Annotated in this window: 13 protein-coding genes; 3 read left to right on the top strand and 10 right to left on the bottom strand. The window is 72.0% G+C overall.

The features are described 5' to 3' along the window. Positions 1–9: 9 nt before the first annotated feature. The 5 genes from ATL45_RS00430 to ATL45_RS00450 form a co-directional block, all read right to left on the bottom strand. A complete protein-coding gene (locus ATL45_RS00430; protein WP_281275994.1) occupies positions 10–504 on the bottom strand; it encodes a ribose-5-phosphate isomerase in 495 nt (164 codons plus the stop codon). Continuing rightward, a complete protein-coding gene (locus ATL45_RS00435) occupies positions 501–2,240 on the bottom strand; it encodes a dihydroxyacetone kinase family protein (RefSeq protein ID WP_093157050.1) in 1,740 nt (579 codons plus the stop codon). The genes ATL45_RS00430 and ATL45_RS00435 overlap by 4 nt, the downstream gene beginning before the upstream one ends. Positions 2,241–2,262: 22 nt before the next feature. Beyond that, positions 2,263–3,726, bottom strand: coding sequence for an FGGY-family carbohydrate kinase (locus ATL45_RS00440; protein ID WP_093157051.1), 1,464 nt, complete (start codon positions 3,724–3,726; stop codon positions 2,263–2,265). Next, positions 3,723–4,781: a 2-hydroxyacid dehydrogenase gene (locus ATL45_RS00445; protein ID WP_093157053.1), complete on the bottom strand. Its 1,059-nt coding sequence runs from the start codon at positions 4,779–4,781 to the stop codon at positions 3,723–3,725. The genes ATL45_RS00440 and ATL45_RS00445 overlap by 4 nt, the downstream gene beginning before the upstream one ends. 127 nt (positions 4,782–4,908) lie before the next feature. After that, entirely contained in the window at positions 4,909–5,607 is a 699-nt protein-coding gene (locus ATL45_RS00450) for an HAD family hydrolase (RefSeq protein ID WP_093157054.1), read from the bottom strand. Between the two features lie 123 nt (positions 5,608–5,730). Here ATL45_RS00450 and ATL45_RS00455 point away from each other — a divergent pair, with 123 nt between their 5' ends. Then, a complete protein-coding gene (locus tag ATL45_RS00455) occupies positions 5,731–6,519 on the top strand; it encodes a DeoR/GlpR family DNA-binding transcription regulator (RefSeq protein ID WP_093157056.1) in 789 nt (262 codons plus the stop codon). Between the two features lie 166 nt (positions 6,520–6,685). Then, positions 6,686–8,026, top strand: coding sequence for an MFS transporter (locus ATL45_RS00460; protein ID WP_093157057.1), 1,341 nt, complete (start codon positions 6,686–6,688; stop codon positions 8,024–8,026). A 44-nt stretch (positions 8,027–8,070) separates the two neighbouring features. Here the strand turns inward: ATL45_RS00460 and ATL45_RS00465 are convergent, their stop codons facing one another. The 3 genes from ATL45_RS00465 to ATL45_RS00475 are packed head-to-tail and all read right to left on the bottom strand — an operon-like array spanning position 8,071 to position 12,958. After that, positions 8,071–9,576: a PIG-L family deacetylase gene (locus ATL45_RS00465; protein WP_093157059.1), complete on the bottom strand. Its 1,506-nt coding sequence runs from the start codon at positions 9,574–9,576 to the stop codon at positions 8,071–8,073. Further along, positions 9,573–12,008: a GtrA family protein gene (locus ATL45_RS00470; protein WP_093157060.1), complete on the bottom strand. Its 2,436-nt coding sequence runs from the start codon at positions 12,006–12,008 to the stop codon at positions 9,573–9,575. The genes ATL45_RS00465 and ATL45_RS00470 overlap by 4 nt, the downstream gene beginning before the upstream one ends. Next, a complete protein-coding gene (locus ATL45_RS00475; protein WP_093157062.1) occupies positions 12,008–12,958 on the bottom strand; it encodes a glycosyltransferase family 2 protein in 951 nt (316 codons plus the stop codon). The genes ATL45_RS00470 and ATL45_RS00475 overlap by 1 nt, the downstream gene beginning before the upstream one ends. Before the next feature lie 176 nt (positions 12,959–13,134). Here ATL45_RS00475 and ATL45_RS00480 point away from each other — a divergent pair, with 176 nt between their 5' ends. After that, complete coding sequence (locus ATL45_RS00480) at positions 13,135–15,213, top strand: S9 family peptidase (RefSeq protein ID WP_093157064.1); 2,079 nt, start codon at positions 13,135–13,137, stop codon at positions 15,211–15,213. A gap of 52 nt (positions 15,214–15,265) precedes the next feature. Here ATL45_RS00480 and ATL45_RS00485 read toward each other — a convergent pair whose 3' ends face one another. Together ATL45_RS00485 and ATL45_RS00490 are read right to left on the bottom strand one after the other, a co-directional pair. After that, positions 15,266–16,099 carry an aldo/keto reductase gene (locus ATL45_RS00485; RefSeq protein WP_093157065.1) on the bottom strand — a complete coding sequence of 278 codons (834 nt, stop codon included), beginning with the start codon at positions 16,097–16,099 and terminating at the stop codon, positions 15,266–15,268. 48 nt (positions 16,100–16,147) lie between these two features. Next, the gene (locus ATL45_RS00490; RefSeq protein ID WP_246025089.1) at positions 16,148–17,215 is read right to left on the bottom strand and encodes a sensor histidine kinase; all 1,068 of its coding nucleotides are present in this window, start codon (positions 17,213–17,215) and stop codon (positions 16,148–16,150) included. Position 17,216 lies beyond the last annotated feature (1 nt).

Genomic DNA, 17,216 nt, shown 5'->3' on the forward strand with positions numbered 1-17,216 from the left:
CACCTTCGTTCAACAGGAGGCGCCGGGGACGTCCGACGCCGACTCGTAACCGCTGATCGCCGCCACCTTCTCAGCCGACGGCGAGGACTCGTCGAAGTGGTACCCCAGCCACTCCGATGCGAGCTTGCGGGCCAGCTCCAGGCCCACCACTCGCTGACCGAAGCACAGCACCTGCGCGTTGTTGCTCAGGATCGAGCGCTCCACCGAGTAGCTGTCGTGCGCGGTGACCGCGCGGATGCCCGGCACCTTGTTCGCGCTGATCGCCACGCCGAGGCCGGTGCCGCACACCAGCAGCGCGCGGTCCGCCTTGCCCTCGGCGACCAGTCGGGCCGCGTTGACCGCCACGTGCGGGTAGGCCGTGTGCTCGTCGGAGCCCACGCCCACGTCCACCACGTCGGCCACTCGGGCGTCGTTCTCCAGGTCCTTCTTCAGCGCGTCCTTGTACTGCAGCCCCGCGTCGTCCGAGCCGACCACGATGCGCAGCGGCGCCTGCTGCTCAGTCACTTCTGTCCGTCCTTCCTGTCACCGGCGAGCACCTCGCCGATCCGGGTGAGCGCGAGCGCCAGCGACGTCGCGCCGGGGTCCGGTGTTCCGACGCTGCGCTCCGCCAGCGGTCGGGCGCGTCCCGTGCGGGGCCGCAGGTCCGCCGTCTTCGCCGCGGCTTCGGTGGCCGTCTCCGACGCTCGTGCCCAGGCCTCGCGGCCGCTCGCGCCGCCGTCGACCTCGCTGCGCAGCTTCTCGACGAACGGCACCAGCGCGTCGACCAGCGTCTTGTCGCCGAGCTCTGCGCGACCCAGGCGCTGCACCGCGGCGAGAGCCGCCGCCGCGCCTGCCGCCAGGTCGCCCGGCAGCGCCGCGCGGTGGTCCGGGAGCAGGTCGCCGAAGGACCGCAGCGCCGCGCCCCACAGGACGCCCGAGGTGCCGCCCGCCTTCGCCGCCCACGCGTCTCCGGCGTCGACGAGCACCGCCGCCGGGCCGACGCCCTGCGCCGCCGCCGCTTCCGCTGCCTCGATCGCCGCCGCGCTGCCGCGCGTCATGCCCCGGCCGTGGTCGCCGTCGCCCGCGATCGCGTCGAGGCGGCCCAGCTCTTCTTCCTTGTCGTGCAACAGGTCTGCGATCGCGCGCAGGGCCTTCACCACGGTCGTCGCCGTCGCCTGGCCCTCCGCCGGGGCCACCACGACCACCTTCTCCGGCAGTTCCGGCAGCGCCTCGTCCTCCACGTCCGCGTCCGCGGCCGCGATCTCGACGTTGCCCTTGCGGTAGGCCGGCGTGTCCGCCGGGGCCTGCCACAGGCGCTCCAGCTCGTCGTCCAGCCAGGTCAGCGTCAGCGAGCAGCCCGCCATGTCCAGGCTGGTCACCAGCTCACCCACCTCGGGCGCGACGACCTCCACACCGGCCTCGGCCAGCAGGCGGGACACCGTGCCCCAGACCACGAACAGCTCTTCGTACTTGGTGGCGCCCAGGCCGTTGAGGATCGCCGTCACTCGGCGGGAACCGGTCTCCGGCGCCTCCGCCAGCACGCCGTCGACGAGGATCTTCGCCAGCTCCGAGGCCGACGGCAGCTCCCGCTCCGACACACCCGGCTCGCCGTGGATGCCCAGGCCGAGGCCCATGCGACCCTCCGGCACCTCGAACAGCGGGTGGTCCTGGCCCGGCAGCGTGCAACCGTCGAAGGCCACGCCCAGGCTGCGGGTCCGCTCGTTGGCGTGCTCCGCGACCCGCACGACCTCGTCGAAGTCGTAGCCCTCCTCGGCCGCCGCCGAGGCGATCTTGAACACCACGAAGTCGCCGACCACGCCGCGGCGCTTGTTCTGCTCCGCTGCCGGGGCACTGGCCACGTCGTCGGTGACCACCACGTTGTGCGCGCGGATCCCGTCGCGCTCCAGGCGCTCCACCGCCAGGCCGAAGTTCATGTTGTCCCCGGCGTAGTTGCCGAAGGAGAACACCACGCCGGCACCGCGGTCCACGGCCCGGCCCACCGAGTACGCGTCGTCGGCCGACGGCGAGGTGAAGATGTTGCCGATGACCGAACCGTCGGCGAAGCCCGGCCCGACCACACCGCAGAACGCCGGGTAGTGCCCGGAACCGCCGCCGGTGACCACGGCGACCTTGCCCCGCCGCGGCCGCTTGGCCCGCACCACCCCGCCCGGCACCTGCCGGACGTAGGAGGGGTGCGCGGCCACGAAGCCGGTCACCATGTCCTCGGTGAACGTCGCCGGGTCGTCGTACAAGCGCGTCATCGCACTTCTCCCTAAGCAGCAGTCAGGAGCTCGCGCCCCAGTGCGGGCGGGCGCGGTCGATCGAAACCAGGTACTCGCGGTAGCCGCGTTCGTAGAACTCCACCGCGTTCGGGTGCGGCTGCACGGTGCGGCGCGCCGCGGCCCACTTCTCGCGGTCCACCGGCTCGCCCAGCGAGTCCCACGCGGTCATGGCCGCGCCGCGCGCGCCCACGCCCTCCTCGTAGGGCACGTGCAGCGGCCGGCCGAGCACGTCGGCGAAGATCTGGCTCCACGCCGCCGAGCGCGCCCCGCCACCGCAGGCCGAGACCTCGCCGGTCAGCCCTGCGGACTCCAGGTTGTGACGGGCCGCGTAGGCCACCGCCTCGCACATCGCCCGAACCAGGTCCGCCTGCGAGGTGTCCAGCGACAGCCCGGTGAACTGGCCGCGCGCGTGCGGCGCCACGAACGGCGCCCGCTCACCCGAGGTGGACAGGAACGACAGCGCCGACGCACCACCGGCGCCGGGCTTGCTGCTGGCCAGCAGCGTTTCCAGCTGGTCCACACCGGCGCCGACCATCGCCAGCACCCAGTCCAGGTTGGCGGTGCCGACCATCGCCGGCATCACCCGCAGGTAGCGCTCCGGCAGCGGGGTGGCCAGCCACATGCCCGCGACCTCGCCCTGCGGGTCGACGTCGAACTCGTCGCGCAGCACCTGGCAGCCCAGCGTCGTGCCGATGACCAGGCTGCCGTCGCCGACGTTGCTGATGCCCGAACCGAAGGCGCAGGCGGGCAGGTCGAACGGACCCGCCGACACCGGCAGCCCGGCGGGCAGACCGAGTTCCTTGGCCGCCTTGCCGTCCAGCGCGAACAGCTTGTTCGGCGGCGCGGGCTCGGCCAGCAGCCTGCGGTGCTCGGCGACCCCGCACGCCTCCAGCGCTTCCTGCGAGTAGCTGCGCGTGGTCACGTCCAGGAACGGCAGCGAGGCGTCGGAGGCGTCCACGGTGATCTCACCGGTGAAGCGCTGCACGATCGCGTCGACGCAGTAACCAGCGACCGCGGCCCGCTCCAGCCGCTCCGGGGTGTGCTCGGCGAGGTGCGCCAGCAACGGCCCCGCCGAGCCGGGGAACATCCCCGACCCGGTGAGCCCGAACACCTCGCGCTGCACACCGGATTCGCCCCAGCCGTCCAGGATTCCGGCGGCCCGGGCGTCCAGCCACGAGATCGCCGGGCCGACCTGCTGGCCCTGGTGGTCGCGCAGCCACAGGCCGTCGCCCTGGCCGGTGATGGCCAGCGCCTCGACCGGTTCGCCCGTGGTCTCGGCCACCGCGGCGACCTCCCGCACCACGCGGATCACCGAGCTGATGACCTCGTCGAGGTCCTGCTCGACCCGGCCGCCGGGCAGCCGGTTGAGCGTGCTGCGCATGCTGTGCGTGACCAGGGCGGTTCCGTCGCGGTTGAGCAGCGACGCCTTGGTCACCGACGTTCCGACGTCAACACCGATGATCATGGCCGCAGGCCCTCGAACTGGGCCAGCACGTCGGGGTTGGCCACGAAGCGCGGGCGCTTGCCCTCCAGGAACAGCGCGACCTCACCGGCCACGATCTGCGCCGCGCGGTGCGCGGTCTGGCGCGTGGCACCCGCCAGGTGCGGGGTGGTGATGACGTTCGGCGCGTCGAACAGCGGCCAGTCGCGCGGCGGCGGCTCGATGTCGTAGACGTCCACGGCCAGCGCACCGAGCCTGCCGGACTTCAGCATCTCCGGCAGCGGCGCGTAGTCCAGCAGCCCACCGCGCGCGGAGTTGATCAGCACCGCGCCTTCCGGCAGCAGCTTGAGGTTGTCGGCGTTGAGCAGGTTCTTGGTCTCGGGCGTGAGCCGCGCGTGCAGGCTGACCACCGAGCTGCGGCGCAGCAGGTCGTCGAGCTCGACCAGCTCGACGCCGTCGCGCGCGGCGTCCTCGGCCTTGACGAACGGGTCGGAGACCAGCACGTGCGAGCCGAAGGCCTTGAGCACGCGGGCCACGATCTTGCCGATCGCGCCGTAGCCGACCAGGCCGACGGTGGCGCCTTCCAGCTCGATGCCGGCGTTCTCGTAGGCGTAGTAGTCACCGCGCCAGTTGCCCGACTTCAGCTCGGCGTCGGAGCCGGGGATGCGGCGCAGCGCGGCCAGCGTCAGGCCGACGGCGAACTCGGCGGCAGCGGCGGCGTTGCGGCCCGGCGCGTAGCTGACGATCACACCGTTGTCGGTGGCGGCCTGCAGGTCGACGTTCACCGGCCCGCCGCGGCAGACGCCGACGAACTTCAGGTTCGGGGTGGCGGCCAGCACGTCGGCGGTGAACGGCGCCATCTGGGTGGCCACGATCTCCGCGTCGCCCAGCGCGTCGAGCAGCTGCTGCTCGGTGCCGCTGGCCTCGTGCACGTTGCCGACCGGGCCGAACGGCTCCACCGGCCACGGCAGCTTCAGGGTGCTGAACTGCAGGTCGTGCGCACCTGCGCTGCTGCGCAGCGCGTCGACGAACACCTCGGGGGCGACGAAGTGGTCACCTGCGGCCAGTACGCGGGTCATGAGGACTCCTTTGTCACAAAGAGCTGGCTTGCGGCGCTACCCCGATTCTGCGTGCTCAGAACCGGGGTGGTCCGCCCGGCACGTCGGCGGGGTGCCGGGCGGCGGACGCCTGAGGGGAACGGGAGGATCAGCTGCCGACGGGCTCGGGCAGCGAGCTCACCAGGCGCTGCCGCACGTCGTCGAGGTCCGAGGCGACGTAGCTGGCACCGGCCAGCGCGTCCTCGGCGGGCGGGTAGTCGGCGTTGGGGATGGCCACCACGGTCATCCCGGCGGCGGCCGCGGCGCGCAGGCCGTTGCTGGAGTCCTCGACCGCGAGGCACTGCTTCGGGTCCTGGCCGAGCTTCTCGGCGGCCGACAGGTACACGTCGGGGCTGGGCTTGCCCTTGGGCACCTCGGCGCTGGAGACCGTGGCGCTGAAGTGCTCGATCAGGCCGTGGCGCTCCAGCACGGCGTCGATCAGCCGGCGCGGCGCGGAGGAGGCGAGCGCGATCGGGGCGCGCTCGGCGGCCTCGGTGACCATCCGGGCCGATCCGGGCAGCAGCTCGATCTCGCCGCCTTCGAGCGCGGCGATCATGTCGTCGACCACGATCTTCTCGGTGGCCTCGGCGGTTTCGGTGGCCTCGGCGAACCTCGCGAGGAAGGCCGACCACTCGGGCGCGCTCATGCCCTGGACCTGCCGGGTCTGCTCAACGGTCCAGGTCTTGCCGCGCGCGGCGGCGAACTTGGCCCACATCCGCTCCCACAGGTGCTCGCTCTCGACCAGGACGCCGTCCATGTCGAACACGACCGCGCTGTGGGCGCCGTTCGGCTGCTCGGACCGGGTCATCTCAAACCTCCCGCCAATCACTGACACGACTCAAATTAACATGATCAACGTTAATTGTCACCCTTTGGATGATAGTTCAGCATCACGTCCCTAACAGTCCGCTGCGAGCGGCAAGATGGCCGCATGGCGTCCGCACCGAAGAAGCAGTCCCCCCGCCTCCTGCGCCAGCAGAAGATCATCGACCACGTGGTCGCGCAGGGCTTCGCCAGCGCCGCGGAACTGTCCGAGCTGACCGGCGTCAGCCTGATGACGGTGCACCGCGACCTCGACGACCTGGTGACCAGGGGCCTGCTGCGCAAGTACCACGGCGGCGTCTCCGCCCAGCCCTCCACGGTGTTCGAGAGCAGCTCGGACTTCCGGCTGCACACCCACACCGCCGAGAAGGACGCGCTGGCCAGGGACGCGCTGCAGTTCATCACGCCCGGCATGTCGGTGATGCTGGACGACTCCACCACCGCGCTCGCGCTGGCCAGGCTGCTGCCGGACGTCGGGCCGCTGACCGTGGTGAGCAACTACCGGCAGGTCCAGGAGACGCTGCGCGACGTGCCCGACATCCGGCTGATCGGGCTGGGCGGCGAGTACTCCCGCACCCACGACTCCTACCTGGGCCTGCCCTGCCAGGAGATGATCAACGCCTTCTCGGTGGACATCGTGTTCCTGTCCACCTCGGCGATGAACGCGCGGCTCACCTACCACCAGGAGCAGGAGATCGTGCTGGTCAAGCGGGCGATGCTGGCCAGCGCCACGACCAAGGTGCTGCTGATGGACGCCAGCAAGGTGGCCCGCTCGGCCCTGCACCAGTTCGCCCCGGTCAGCGCCTTCGACCACGTCCTGCTGGCCGGCGACCTGGACGCCGCGCTGGTGGAGGAGATGCGCGAGCAGACCGACGTCCGCCTGGCCGCCCTGGAGTGACCGGCGGTACCGGCGCGGACACGCGGTGTGGCGCGGCCTGCGACGCGCTGAATTTCTCCAAATTAACGTCTTGCGCGTTAATATGAACGAGGTGCATGATAGCCAGCACTCGTAGACCGGCCCGCTGTGAGCGTGCGCCGAGAACTTCCACTCCTTGGAGACAGTGATGTCCCAACAGACCACAGCGGAGCGCCCGGCCAGCAGGCTCGACCGCATCGGTATTCCCAAGCCCCTGTTCTGGGGCTTCGTCGCCGTGCTGATCTTCATGATCGGCGACGGCGTGGAGACCACGTTCCTCTCGGACTACTTGCAGCAGCCCGAGGGCGGCGGCCTGCCCGGCTCGACCGCGGCGTTCGCCACGGTGACCATCTACGGCGTCGCGGCGATGATCGCTTCGTGGTTCTCCGGGACGCTGTCGGCGATCTGGGGCCCGCGCCGGGTGATGTGGCTCGGTGGCGCCTGGTGGATCGTGTTCGAGCTGCTGTTCCTGTTCGTGGCGCTGCCCTCGCACAACGCGACGCTGATCGTGGCCACCTACGGCATCCGCGGCTTCGCCTACCCGCTGTTCGCCTTCGCGTTCCTGGTGTGGGTGCAGATCGCCAGCCCGGTCAAGATGCGCGGTTCGGTCGCCGGTTGGTTCTGGTTCGCCTTCACCGGTGGTCTGCCGACGCTGGGCGCGGCGCTGGCCGCGCTCGCGATGGGCGGTTTCGGCCTGAGCCAGCACGCCACGCTGGTGCTGTCGCTGGTCGTGGTCACCATCGGTGTGCTCATCGGCAGCTTCGCCGTCCGCGAGAAGCACGGCCTGATGCCGATCGCCGACGAGTCGGTCAAGAACCCGCGCAGCCTCAAGCGGCTGGCCGAGGGCGTGGACATCCTGTGGCGCGACCGCCGCACGCTGGCCGGTGGCCTGATCCGCATCGTCAACACCGCGCCGCAGTACGGCTTCTTCGCGATGTTCCCGTTCGTGCTGGGCCCGGCCACGCCGGGCGGCGGCTTCCTCACCGCCGCGCAGGTGGCCACCCTCGCCTCCATCAGCTACGGCGCCAACATCGCCGCGAACCTGTTCTTCGGCGTCTTCGCGGACCGCTTCGGCTGGCGCCGCACCATCACCTGGTTCGGTTGCGTGGGCTGCGCCATCGCGACCCCGCTCTGGTACTTCACCGCGGTGTCTACCCAGAGCTTCGTGGTGACGGCCACCTTCGGCGTCATCTACGGCATCCTGCTGGCCGGCTTCGTCCCGCTGTCGGCGCTGATGCCGTCGATGGTCGCCCCCAAGGACAAGGGCGCTGCCCTGGCCATCCTGAACTTCGGTGCCGGTGGCGCCGCGTTCGTCGGCCCGGTCGTGGTCACCATCCTGTTCCCGCTGGTCGGCGGCGGCGGTGTGGCCATCGCGTTCAGCGTGCTCTACATCCTGGTCGCGTTCCTGAGCCTGAAGGTCAAGGACCCGGCCGACCCGGGTGAAGCCCGCAAGCTCGACACGGCGGCGACCGCGCGAGCGGCTGCCTGAGCGAAGTGATCGCGGAGCCCGCGTCCCCTCCCGGGGGCGCGGGCTCACGCGCATCCGGCCGTCGTCGCCCAGCACGACGACGAACCGGCCGTCCGGGGTGAGCGCCGGATCGCCGATGGCCTGCCCGGGCACGACCGTCCGCTCAGCACCGAAGACCTCGATCCGGCCGGACGGTGCGCCGACGGCGGCGAGACGAGCTCCGCCCGGCCGGACGCGATCAGCTTCCAGTGCAGCAACCCGGCCCGCGCCGCGGCCAGCACGTGCACCTCCCCCGTTCCCGTCACGAGCACCGACACCTCGTCCTGGACGTCGGTGCCTCCGAGCTCGGTCCACCTCGGCGCATCGGCGAAGCGGATGCTGACTCCGCCGGCGGAGTTCTTCGCCGCGACCACGATCCGCCCGCCGGGCACCACGGCAGCTCCCGGTCGTCCCACGTGCGTCAGCTGCTCCGCCACGCGCGGCGCACCGAGCGCGGTCCACGGTTTCCCGTTCGCCCGTACGAAGATCCCGCCGGTGTAGCGGTCCTGCGCGACGATCGTGCGCGCATCCGCGAGAACCGCCGAGCGCGGCACGAATCCCGTTGTGGGCACCACGAATTCCTCGACTCCGGAGCCCGCGAACAGCCGGTCGCCGCGCACGAACACGTGCAGTTCCCGGCCCGCGCTGTCGGTCGCGGCCCAGTTCGCGCCGCGCGGCCAGCGCTGCCGCATGCTCCGCAGCCAGGTCCCGTACGGATCACCGAGGCTCACCACGGGATCGTGCCGGGCGTAGCGCTCGAAGGTCGCCCGCTTGTCGGCCACGACCTCCAGCGGCAGGTTCGGCGGCGCATCGGCGATGTCGTAGTCGCGGTAGTGCACGAGGTGCGCCGGGATCGCGGCACGGCGCACCGCGATCTCGGCGAACCGCGCGGTCATCACGTGGTCCGGGTGGTTGTGGTGGGCTCCCCACTGCGGCTGGTTGCGGTGATCCGGCTCGGGGTCGTGAGTGCGGACGATGACGGGTGCGAAGTGCCGGTGGAGGCCGGTCAGCAGCCCGATCAACGACATCCGGTCGTGCTCGGCGACCGCGACCGCGGAGCCGTCCGGGCGCAGCGTGGTGACTCGCGCGACCGGATCCCGCCAGAGCCGGGTGAGCGCGTGCTTCCCGCCGGTGGCGCGCGGATCGTTGTCGTCGGGCAGGTTCAGGAAGACCAGCCGGACTCCCGGCCGGGCGCGCAACTCCTGGACCTCGACCTCCCGGCCTCCGACCCGCAGCGCCCCGCGCCGCCAGTCGTCGGCGGCCCCGGCCATCGCCGCGAACGCGGCTCGGGCCCCGGCCTGCCGCTTCGCGGCGTACTGCGCGGCCGGAAGCACATCGCTCTCCCCCGCGGTCAGGAACACCGTGGTCACTTCCGCCCCGGAACGCACCGACATCGCCAGATCCGGGTTCATGAACAGGATGTCGTCGTCCGGATGCGCCACGACCTGCAGGTGCGACCGCTGAGTTCCCGCAGCGACGGGAGCGGCGAGCACCACGAGCAGCGTGGCGATGATCAAGGCAACCGTTCTCATCCCGACCTCCGCTGTGCCACCGGAAACGTGGAGAGGACCACGGCCAGCGCTGCTCCGGCGCAGACCAGCACGACGTGCCACGCGAAGCCCGGCGGACTCCAGGAGAGCGCGAGCACGCCGTCCGAGGAGGCCGGGACTCGCACCCGCAGCAACCCGGCCTCGGTCGCCCCGACCGGAACCGGGCGGTCGTCCACCTCTGCGCGATAGCCGGGCCAGGCCAGCCGGGCGAACACGAGCTCACCGGAACCGTCGAAGCGAACGGTCTCCCGTGCCTGCCCGTGCTGAACGTCCTCGAGGACCCGCACACCGCGTGCCGCGCTCAACCGCCCTTCCGGCCAGGCGATGGGCGTTTCCCGGCTGAGCACGACGACTTCCCGGTCACGCCGTGCGATCCGCCAGCCGTCGGGAGCCGTCGTCACCTCGCGCAGCCTGCGCTGCACCACGACGTGCTCGACGCGGAGCTGATCGGCCAGCGGCCAAAGCCGGTCGTAGGCGCGCGGGCAGGTGGCACCGAAGTAGTTCAGGCAGAGCGCGGCGTGCAGGGCCGCGTGCCCGATCCCCGTGTAGGACACCAGGTTCGCCATCCCGGCAGCAGCCGGCATGTTGCCGAACAGCAGCTGCGACCACGCCTGGCCCGAGACGATCTGCCCGGGCGGGATCCGGTCGCGGTCGGCGATCTGCACGACGGTTCCGCTGCCGAGCGCGGCGAACCGCGTCCGCAACTCCCGCACGTCCGTCGGGAAGTGGTAGGCCGCGACGTCCCGGTTGACCGGGAACCACACCACCTGCAAGGCCAGCACGCACGCCGTGCCCAGGTGCAGCACCGCGACGAGCAGCCGGGCGCGCAGCGCCAGCAGGAGCAGAACAGCGACCACGGCCAGCGAAACCAGGTGCTTAGGCGCCTGCGCAGGCCAAGCGGCGACGGCCAGGTACCCGCCGACCAGCATCGACGCGGCGGAGCAGAACAGCCGCACCTTGAACCGGTCGGTGCGCAGGCCGCCGGACAGCGCGACGGCGAGCAGGACGGCGATCGCCAAGTGCAGCACCACGACGTTGCGCAGCGGCCAGCGGAACAGCCACAGGTTCGACGGTCCCAGGCACAGCAGCAGGTAGCAGCCCGCCAGCACCACCGCGCAGGCGCAGCCGCGCCACCTGACGGCGCGCCAGTCGAGCCAGGCCAGCAGCGGAACCGCGAACCAGGCGAAGTAGGTCGCGGGCACCGACATCCGGAACGCGCCGAACGTGGTGATCTGCGGGAGGAACGAGGGCAGGCTCGCGTTGAGGAGATCACCGACGCCCGGCACCAGCTGCCCGGTGTTGAAGAACGCGTACCCGGACCGCCATCCGACTTCCGATGCCGCCAGCACCGGGCCGTAGACCAGCGGCAGCGCGACGGCGACCGCGACACCGAGCAGCACCAACCGCAGCCGGTCCCGGCCGCGCTCGACCAGCAGCCCGGCGAACACCAGGCACAACGCCAGCACGCTGTAGGGATCACCAGCCGAGATGCAGAGGAAGCACAGGATCCACGCCACGAACGCCGGAACCCGGTCGCGCTGGCGCAGCGCCCACCACGCCCACGGCAACCACGCGAATCCCATGAGCGCACCCGCCCACGAGCCTGCCTGGAAGTACAGCACGAACCCGGACACCGGAAGCGCCGCGCCGAGCACCGAGGCGATGCCGCGCGCCGCGCCGTAGCTGCGGCACAGCAGGAACGTGCCGACGCCGAGGACGACGAGGAACTGCGTCTTCACCACCGCAGCGGCGACCGCGAGATCACCGATCCACACCACCAGCAGGAAGTCCAGCAGGTGCACCGGGTTCCAGATCCCGAACAGCGCCTCACCGGCCAGGTTCCCGCCCATCCACGAATCCAGGTCCAGCCCCAGCGGCCAGTCACCGGCCAGCAACCGCTCGCCCAACCGGTGCCACATCGGCAGGAACTGCGCCGCGCTGTCGTCCCAGAAGTAGAACGACGGGTTCGCCAGCAGCGGGATCTGGCTCAGCACCGCGACCACCGCACCGACACCGGCCGCGGCAGCCCAGTCGCCGAAACCCGTTCCGCGCCGCGCGGTCAGCACCGCCCGACTCGCGAAGAACGTCGCGGGCAGCACGGCGGCGCCTCCGACCAACGGCGCCAGCACCGGGTCGACACCGGCCACGACCGCGACGGCCACCGCCACTGCGCTCAAGCCGACCAGCGCCAGGTTCACCAGCGGGAACAGCAGGAGCGTGCGGCGCCGCACCGGGACGCCGAAGGTGAACCGGCAGTTGAGCAGGTAGGAGCACAGCGTGGCCACCGCGGTCGCGACCACGTGCGCCAGCAGGTACGGCAACAGCGCGAGCAGAGCGAAGTAGACCGCGCAGTGCACGGTCGTGTTCGCCCCGCCGACCAGGGCGAACCGCCCCAGCTGCGCCCCGCGCCGCATCACGGCACCCGTTCGACGGGCCGCGGCCGGTACCCCGCGACGTCCGGGCTCAGTTCCTTGACCAGGTAGTGCGGCCGGCGCTTGGCCTCGAAGTAGCTCCGCCCGGAGTACTCCCCGAGCACTCCGAGGAAGCACAGCTGCAGCCCGCCCACCCCGACGAGCAGCGCCCCGCACACCGACATCCGCGAACCGTCCACAATGGCCTTCGCCGTCGCGCGGGCGATCCACGCACCCGCCGCGCACGCCAGCAACGCGCCCAGGTACAGCGAGACGCGCAGCGGTTTCGCGTTGAACGAGGTCAGCCCGTCGAGACCGTGATCGACCAGCGCACCGAAGGTCCACTTCGAACGGCCGAACCGCCGCGGCGCGTCGCGGAAGGAGACGTAAGCGGTGTCGAAACCGATCCAGGCGAACAAACCCTTGGAGAAGCGGTGGTGCTCCGGCAACGACAGCACCGCCTCCACCGCGCGCCGCGACAGCACCCGGAAATCGCCCGCACCGTCGGGAATCCGGACACCGGTGAACCGGCGAGCCGCCCGGTAGTACGCCCTGGCGGGCAACGACCGCCAGCGCCGCTCGCCGCTCCTGGTGCGGCACGCGACGACCTGGTCGTAGCCGGAGTCCAGCAGCGGCAGCATCCGGCGCAGCAGCTCCGGCGGGTGCTGCAGGTCGGCGTCCAGCAGCGCGACGCGATCGCCCAGCGCGTGCCGCAATCCGCACAACATCGCCGGTTCCTTCCCGAAGTTGCGGCTCAGCGACACGTAGCGGAAGCGCGGGTTCGCCGCCGCCAGCCGGCGGGCCTCGCGCAGCGTCCGGTCGGTGCTGCCGTCGTCGACCAGGATCACCTCGTAATCCCGGACGCGTTCGGACAGCGCCGCGACCAGCGCGTCGTGGAACCGTTGCAGGCCGTGCTCCTCGTTGAAGCACGGCACCACCAGCGACAGGTACATGGCAGGTCTCATCCGTCTCGGCGGCCCCGAAGCCGCTGCGGTCCTTGAAGATTCGGCTCGAAGGTAGGTTCGACACCGGCCCGCACCCCCGCCCGACACACCGGCGGATAATCCGTCCGCGTGGCAGATCGGAACCTGCTCGCACCGCGGCGCACCGCCAATGGCAGGCTGGATCCATGTCGTCCGCGTCATTCCCCCGCCGCAGCGCGCGAACTCAGGGCTTCACCCTGGGCGCGCCCCGGAACTTCACCGCCACCGGCAACGGTGCGACGGTGCTCTTCCTGCGTTCGGCCTCCGGCACCGATCCCCGCAACTCCCTGTGGGCGCTGGACACCGCGACCGGCCGGGAGCGCGTGCTGGCCGATCCGGCGGCGCTGCAGGACAGCGACGAAGTGAGCCCGGAGGAGCAGGCTCGCCGCGAGCGCGTGCGGGAACGCGCGGGCGGCATCACCGGTTACGCCGCGGACCGCGCGGGGGACTCGGTCGTCTTCATGCTGTCCGGGCGGCTGTTCCACACCGCGGTCGCCACCGGGGAGACCCGCGAGCTCCCGGTCCGCCGGCCCGTCGCCGACCCGCGGCTGGACCCGGACGGGCGCCGGGTGTCCTACGTGTCCGGTGGTGCACTGCGCGTCATCGAAGTGGACGGTTCCGGTGACCGGGCGCTGGCCGAACCCGACGGCGCGAACATCACCTGGGGCGCGGCGGAATTCATCGCCGCCGAGGAGATGGGCCGCTTCCGGGGCTACTGGTGGGCGCCGGACGGCTCGCGGCTGCTGGCCGCCCGCGTGGACGAAACCCCGGTGCAGAACTGGTACCTCGGCGACCCGAACGACCCGGCGCGCGAACCGACCCCGATGCGCTACCCGGCCGCCGGGACGGCGAACGCCGAGGTGAGCCTCGCGCTGGTCGGCCTCGACGGCGAGCGCGTCGCGGTCGACTGGGAACGGCAGGCGTTCCCGTACCTGGTCACCGCGCACTGGTCCGGGCACGGCCGGCCGCTGATCGCGGTGCAGACCCGCGACCAGCGCACCCAGCTGGTCCTCGCGGTCGACCCGGCCACCGGGCGCACCACCGAGGTGCACCGCGACACCGACCCGCACTGGGTGGAGATCAAGCCGGGCTGGCCCGCCTGGACGCCGGACGGCCGCCTGGTCCGCATCAGCGCCGAGGACGGCGCGTACCGGCTCGTCGTCGGTGACCGGCCGTGGACGTCGGCACCGCTGCAGGTCCGCGGCATCCTCGACATCGGCGAGGACGACGTGCTGATCTCGGGCTCCGAGCAGGACCCGACGCAGGTGCACCTCTACCGCGTCACCGAATCCGGCGTCGAGCCCCTGACCACAGCTCCCGGCGTGCACAGCGGAACGCGTTCCGGCGAGGTGCTGGTGACCTCCAGCTCCACCCTCGACGAGCCGGGCACCCGCGTGCGAGTGCGGCTGGGCGGTCGCGAGATCGCCGAGATCGCCAGCCGCGCCGAAGACCCCGGCATGAACCTCAACGTCGAACTGCTGCGCCTCGGCGAGCGCGAGCTGTGCAGCGCCCTGCTGCTGCCGAACGGCTACCAGCCGTCGGACGGTCCGCTGCCGGTGCTGCTGGACCCCTACGGCGGTCCGCACTCGCAGCGGGTGCTGTCCCGCCAGCAGGGCTTCCTGACCTCGCAGTGGTTCGCCGACCAGGGCTTCGCGGTGCTGGTCACCGACGGCCGCGGCATGGCGGGCCGCGGCCCGGACTGGGACCGAGCCATCGCCGGTGACCTGGCCGAACCGCCGCTGCAGGACCAGGTCGACGCGCTGCACGCGGCGGCCGCGCAGCACCCGGAGCTGGACCTCGACCGCGTCGCGATCCGCGGCTGGTCGTTCGGCGGCTACCTGGCCGCGCTGGCGGTGCTGCGGCGACCGGACGTCTTCCACGCCGCGGTGGTCGGTGCCGGAGTGGTGGACTGGCGCCTGTACGACACCCACTACACCGAGCGCTACCTCGGCGACCCGAACGAGGCGCCGGAGGTCTACGAGGCGAACTCGCTGCTGGCCGACGCCCCGAAGCTGGACCGCCCGATGCTGATCGTGCACGGAACGGTGGACGACAACGTCGTGCTGGCCCACGCCCTGCGCCTGTCGGCGGCGCTGACCGCGGCGGCCCGCCCGCACACGGTCCTCCCGCTGCCGGGCGTCAGCCACATGCCCACCGACGAGACGACCAGCGAGAACCTCCTGCTCCTCCAGGTCGACTTCCTGCGCAAGTCCCTGGCGGGCTGAGCGGATCCTCGGTCGTGAGCGCGCAGCCGCTGCGCGCTCACGACCGGTGGGATCAGAGGACTTCCAGCGGGACCGGACGCTTCGGTGCGGGGAATGCCGCGTCCAGCTCGGCCAGGTCCGCGGCGGTCAGCTCGATGTCCAGCGCCGCCCGGTTCTGGTCGACGTGCTCCGGGGTGGCGGCCTTCGGGATCGCGCACACGCCGTCCTGCGCCAGCACCCAGGCGATCGCGATCTGCGCCGGGGTCGCCTCGTGGCGTTCGGCGACTCGGCGCAGCGCCGGCTCGCCGAGCAGGCGGCCCTGCTCGATCGGCGAGTAGGCCATCACCGGCAGGCGCCGCTCCCGGCACCACGGCAGCAGGTCGACCTCGACGCCCCGCCGGGTCAGGTTGTAGAGCACCTGGTCGGTCGCCGACCGGCGGCCGAGCTCACCGGCGAACAGCTCGTCCATGTCGGCCGGGTCGAAGTTGCTCACCCCGAAGCGCCTGATCTTGCCGTCGGCACGTAGCTGCTCGAAGGCATCCATCGTTTCGGCCAGCGGAGTGCTGCCGCGCCAGTGCAGCAGGTAGAGGTCAAGGTGGTCGGTGCCGAGGCGGCGCAGGCTGCGCTCGCACGCCTCGACCGCGCCGCGGCGGCTCGCGTTGTGCGGGTAGACCTTGCTGACCAGGAAGACCTCGTCCCGGCGCCCGCTGATCGCGGCGCCGACGACCTCTTCGGCACCACCGCTGCCGTACATCTCCGCGGTGTCGATCAGCCCGAGGCCCAGGTCCAGCCCGCGGCGCAGCGCGGCCACCTCGGCCGCTCGTTGCCCGCGCCGCTCACCCATGCCCCAGGTGCCCTGCCCCAGCACTGGCAGTTCTCCGCCACCGGGCAGTTGGATAGCACGCATGCACGCTCCCAAAGTTCAGTCGCTGCCGGGCGTGCGGCCAGCATACGGTCAGCGCTGCTTGGGCAGGACGGCTGTCAGCTGGAAGCCGCCGTCCTCGAACGGCGTGGCATCGAGCTGCCCGCCCGCCATCCGCACCCGTTCCGAGAGCCCGGCGAGCCCCGAACCGCCGCTGCCCACGTCGACGGGCTCGCCCTGCGGTGCACCGTTGGTGACCACGATGTGCAGCGCGCCCGCTCTGCTCGCCAGGTCCACCTTGATCACCGCGCCGGGTGCGTGCTTGGAGGCGTTGGTCAGGGCTTCCTGCACCACCCGGTAGGCCGCCCGCTCCACGGCCGGTGGCACGTCCGGATCGCTCAGCTCGCTGGTCAGCTCCACGTCGACCCCGGCCGCGCGGGCCTGGCCGACGAGTTCCGGGATGGTGTCCAGCCCGGTCCGGCAGGTGCTGCCCAGCCCGAGCGTCGCGCGCATCTCGTCCAGCGCCTGCTTGGCCAGCCCACGCAACCGGGACGCGGTCTCCTTCGCCTCGGTGTCGGCGGTGGTCGCGGCCAGCGCAGCCGATTCGACCGCGATAAGGGTGACGTGGTGGCCGACGGCATCGTGGATCTCCCGCGCGATCCGCGCCCGCTCGTCGGCCCGCGCGGTCTCCGCCTTGGCCTCCAGCTCCGCCGCGGTGGCCGCTTCGAGCCGGCGCAGGCTCTCGGCCAGCTTCTGCCGCAACGACACCAGCGCACCCAAGGCGACCGGCGCACCGGCGGCCAGCAGCACGTACGCCAAGGTCAGCACGATCGCGCCCACCTGCAGCGATTGGAAGATCAGCACCGGGGCGACCGCCACCGCAGCGGCCAGCACCACCCACCAGGCCAGCGACCGCGCCTGCGGTTGCGCCCGGCCCAGCGCGAACAGCGCCACGATCGACGCGGGCCAGCCGAGCCCACCGGCCAACGCAGGCAGGCACAGCAGCACCGCGATGCGCGGCCACCGCCGCCGCAGCGGCAGCAGGAGAGCAGCGATCAGACCGGACACCGCCGGGTAGCCGAACGGGTCCGGCGCGGCCAGCACCGCGCCCGCCGGGATCGCGACGGCCAGCACTTCGGCGGTGAGGTGACGCCACCGCACA

Origin of the sequence: Saccharopolyspora antimicrobica, from assembly GCF_003635025.1 — a bacterium.
In the GTDB taxonomy this organism is placed as follows: domain Bacteria; phylum Actinomycetota; class Actinomycetes; order Mycobacteriales; family Pseudonocardiaceae; genus Saccharopolyspora; species Saccharopolyspora antimicrobica.